This window comes from Legionella sp. km772, from assembly GCF_003989735.1.
Lineage (GTDB): Bacteria > Pseudomonadota > Gammaproteobacteria > Legionellales > Legionellaceae > Legionella.
The window spans coordinates 1-3,239 of the sequence record NZ_RZGQ01000257.1; the positions used below are offsets into that span (position 1 = coordinate 1).

The following is a 3,239-nucleotide window of genomic DNA, read 5'->3' on the forward strand; positions in this document are numbered from 1 at the left end:
AACTCATTTAAATCACTTTGCTATTAAGTACAAATTGATTCTTAGAGCGAACCAGATTGCTTGGCAGGAGCTTAAAAATATGGCAGCTTAAAATTGACCGTGCGTAACATGAGTAAATTAGTAAACTATTACTTTCTTTGCTATATTTTATTCAATTCAGTTGTAGCTGTAGGATATTTTTAATCATTAACTTAGGAAGAACTATGTCTATCTCAATGTATAAAGCTACTGTTCCTGTTTTTATCAGCATGTTAACTAATTTATCCACTATTTTAAAAAAAGCCGATCATTATGCTGAAAGTAAAAAAATTGATCCTTCCGCATTGATTAATGCTCGTCTTGCTCCTGATATGTTTCCTTTTGCACGCCAAATTCAAATTGCTACTGATGCGGCAAAAGGCTGTGCTGCTCGCTTAGCCAATTTAGAAATTCCCAGTTTTCCAGATACGGAAACCACCTTTTCGCAATTAGATGAGCGCCTAACTAAAACCATTAATTTTTTAAAAACTGTTAATGCCTCACAAATCGATGGTAGTGAAGAACGGTCCATTACGCTCAAAGTCGCAGGACAGGAGTTACAATTTAAAGGCCAAGAGTTTACCCTACATTTTGCGCTACCCAATTTTTATTTTCATATCAGCATGGCATATGCGATTTTGCGTCATAATGGTTTAGATATTGGTAAAAAAGATTATTTAGGATCACTATAAATAAATTGAACTAAATTAACTTTTGCTTCTCTTTTATTAACTAGGAAGAGAAGCACTACAAGGAGTGTTGACAATGAAAAAATGGCTGAGTATTGCCCTGCTCTCATGTTCATTTATCTATAATGCCCAAGCGGTTTTACCTCTTCCCGCTAACGTAATTGATTTTACCAGTTCCTCAGGCCAAAAATTATTGAAGAGAAGCGCTAATGACACCACCTTAAGTTTATTACAAAATTACCTTACTCAAGACAGTGTTACTTTTTGTAATGTAGCAAGTGCCACGATAATTCTTAATGCTTTAAATGTACCACCGCCAGATGACTTGCAACATAAGCCGTTTAAATATTTTACCCAAGAAAATTTTTTTACCGATGAGGTTGCAAAAATCGCCAAAAAAGAAGATGTAGCAAAATCGGGCATGACTCTTGATCAACTTGCCGCTGCAATCAATACCCATGGCGTTCACGCAACAGCTTATCATGCTAATCAATTGTCCTTAGACAAAACAAGAACCATGATAAAAGATGCTTTGCAACATAATAAACCGGTAATTGCGAATTTATTACGCACCGGCATATCAGAACAAGGAGGAGGACACCACTCTCCCGTAGCAGCCTATGACAAAGAGAGCGATCGCTTTTTATTCTTAGATGTTGCGCGTTATAAATACCATGCTTGCTGGGTAAAGGCTTCTGACCTTTATAAAGCGATGAATACTATGGATGGTAATGCATCACGTGGTTTTATTGTTATAGAAAAATAACTCGTTCTTTGTCATCCCTTTTAGGGATGACAAAGAACGTCGCGCTTTAACCGTCCTCATTTTCTACAGGCTAATAAGCTCATCTATACTTTAGGTATGATATTTAAACCAAACGGGCATCACACGATTTAAATAGACCATAAACTTCCACAAACCCACTTGTGACTCCACACTACCGAACGGGTCGGCTTTAAGTTCGGGGTAGGCAATTCCAAAGCCGAACAAACCTGGTCCGATAATGCCAACATAAGGGTTATGCTTGGTGTCCTCATAATTACCAATAACTAAATTTTTTCGTTTCTCAAAGCCTACGGCATAAATCACCTTAGTGCATTCTGGTAAATAGCGGGCAATGTTAGGTTCTGTTGTGTTGTAACGTACTAAATTGGGCGGTAATACCCCATCAATATTCTCTCTTGCCCAAAGAGCTGTCTGCCCTTTTAAACCCGTATTGTCAAAAAGAATCCAATCCTTCATGTCTAGGGCATAGCGGCAGGGAGAGCGATAAAAATTGATAACCTTTTTCACTCCCATTTCTACTAAATAACGTAAAATAATGATTGCAGAATGCGACGAACCAAAAACAGCATAGGTTTCATCTCGATTGATGACTTGCCCTAAGCGCTCTTTATCAATGGCCGTGTCAAATGGAATGACATCTACTCCAGGATAATTTAAATTAGAAGGTAATGCGCCCGTAGCCAGAATAACGTTATGCGTTTTATAGGTTTGTTTACCATCATGTAAGGACCAAAGTCGCTCCGATAAAGACATACTATGAATTGTCGTACGTTGAGCATCAACTTGTTTGAGTAAATGGTTAGATACCCATTGTAAAGGCTCCACGACATATTTTAAGGTACAGGTTTCCTCAGGATTTAAATCTTTTAACGCAAAATTTTCTTCTGCAAATTCATAAGCAAAGGCAGTGGAAGCATTTAAGAAATCAGTAAATAATTTAGCCTTGGTATTACTAGAAACATTCGCCCAATACATCCCTAAATCACCCACTTTGAAATGAGGGTCGCACCACAAAATTTGATCAGCAGAAATCCCATTATCAAGTAGTTTACCTACAGCAGCAATTCCAGCAGGACCCGCGCCAATCACAGTCCATTGAAAAACTTTATTATTAGTAATCAAAAAAATCCCCATTTATCAATTTTACCTTAGTGTAATGGAGGCAGTTATCCTAGTAAATAAACAATAATAAAAACATGGAAACTACCTATTTACCAAACAAAACTTTGTTGTATACTGCACTAAATTTACAAAAAAGGATTTTTGTTATGTACCTTGAGTTGAATGAACGCGATTGGGGTTTATGGTCACATGCCTCTTGGCGGGAGATGGTTGTGGGTGGAAGTTATCTTGTCACTACCGCATTCTTTTCTTATGTAATGGGCAACCTAGGTAACGAATGCAGCACTTACTCCCGTGGCTTTATGACCTTAGCTGTAGGCTTCTTTGTTCCTTATACTGCCGTGCAATTTCCAAAGTTACAAAAAGCGAACGAAATCAAAAGTGAAAATTTAGGCCTATACAAGGCAATTAATCAGCAACTTGCAAAACTAGAAGAACAATACGATTTCTCCTCTGAAAAGACGCCATCTGAAGAAATGGTTTTGTTAACTCAATTAATTGGTGTTATTAACTCATGTTACGCACATAAACTTGTAGTTTGACTAAAAAGCATTAGAATTCCGCCCTTAATTTTAGGGAGGGAATTAAATGGATATGCTTGATCTTTATAGTGATTATTTGAT

General features: G+C 37.2%; 4 protein-coding genes. 3 read left to right on the plus strand and 1 reads right to left on the minus strand.

Annotated features, from left to right (window positions below):
* The first annotated feature begins 203 nt into the window (after positions 1-203).
* Positions 204-710 (plus strand): DUF1993 family protein, encoded by a 507-nt coding sequence (locus ELY15_RS14810; protein ID WP_127101372.1) that lies wholly within the window; start codon positions 204-206, stop codon positions 708-710.
* A 73-nt stretch (positions 711-783) separates the two neighbouring features.
* Positions 784-1,473, plus strand: coding sequence for a phytochelatin synthase family protein (locus ELY15_RS14815; RefSeq protein WP_127101374.1), 690 nt, complete (start codon positions 784-786; stop codon positions 1,471-1,473).
* Positions 1,474-1,563: 90 nt separating this feature from the next.
* On the opposite strand, the gene ELY15_RS14820 is transcribed toward ELY15_RS14815, so the two are convergent.
* The gene (locus tag ELY15_RS14820) at positions 1,564-2,613 is read right to left on the minus strand and encodes an FAD-dependent oxidoreductase (protein WP_233586824.1); all 1,050 of its coding nucleotides are present in this window, start codon (positions 2,611-2,613) and stop codon (positions 1,564-1,566) included.
* 149 nt (positions 2,614-2,762) lie between these two features.
* Here ELY15_RS14820 and ELY15_RS14825 point away from each other — a divergent pair, with 149 nt between their 5' ends.
* Positions 2,763-3,158 (plus strand): hypothetical protein, encoded by a 396-nt coding sequence (locus tag ELY15_RS14825; protein WP_127101378.1) that lies wholly within the window; start codon positions 2,763-2,765, stop codon positions 3,156-3,158.
* Positions 3,159-3,239: the final 81 nt, after the last annotated feature.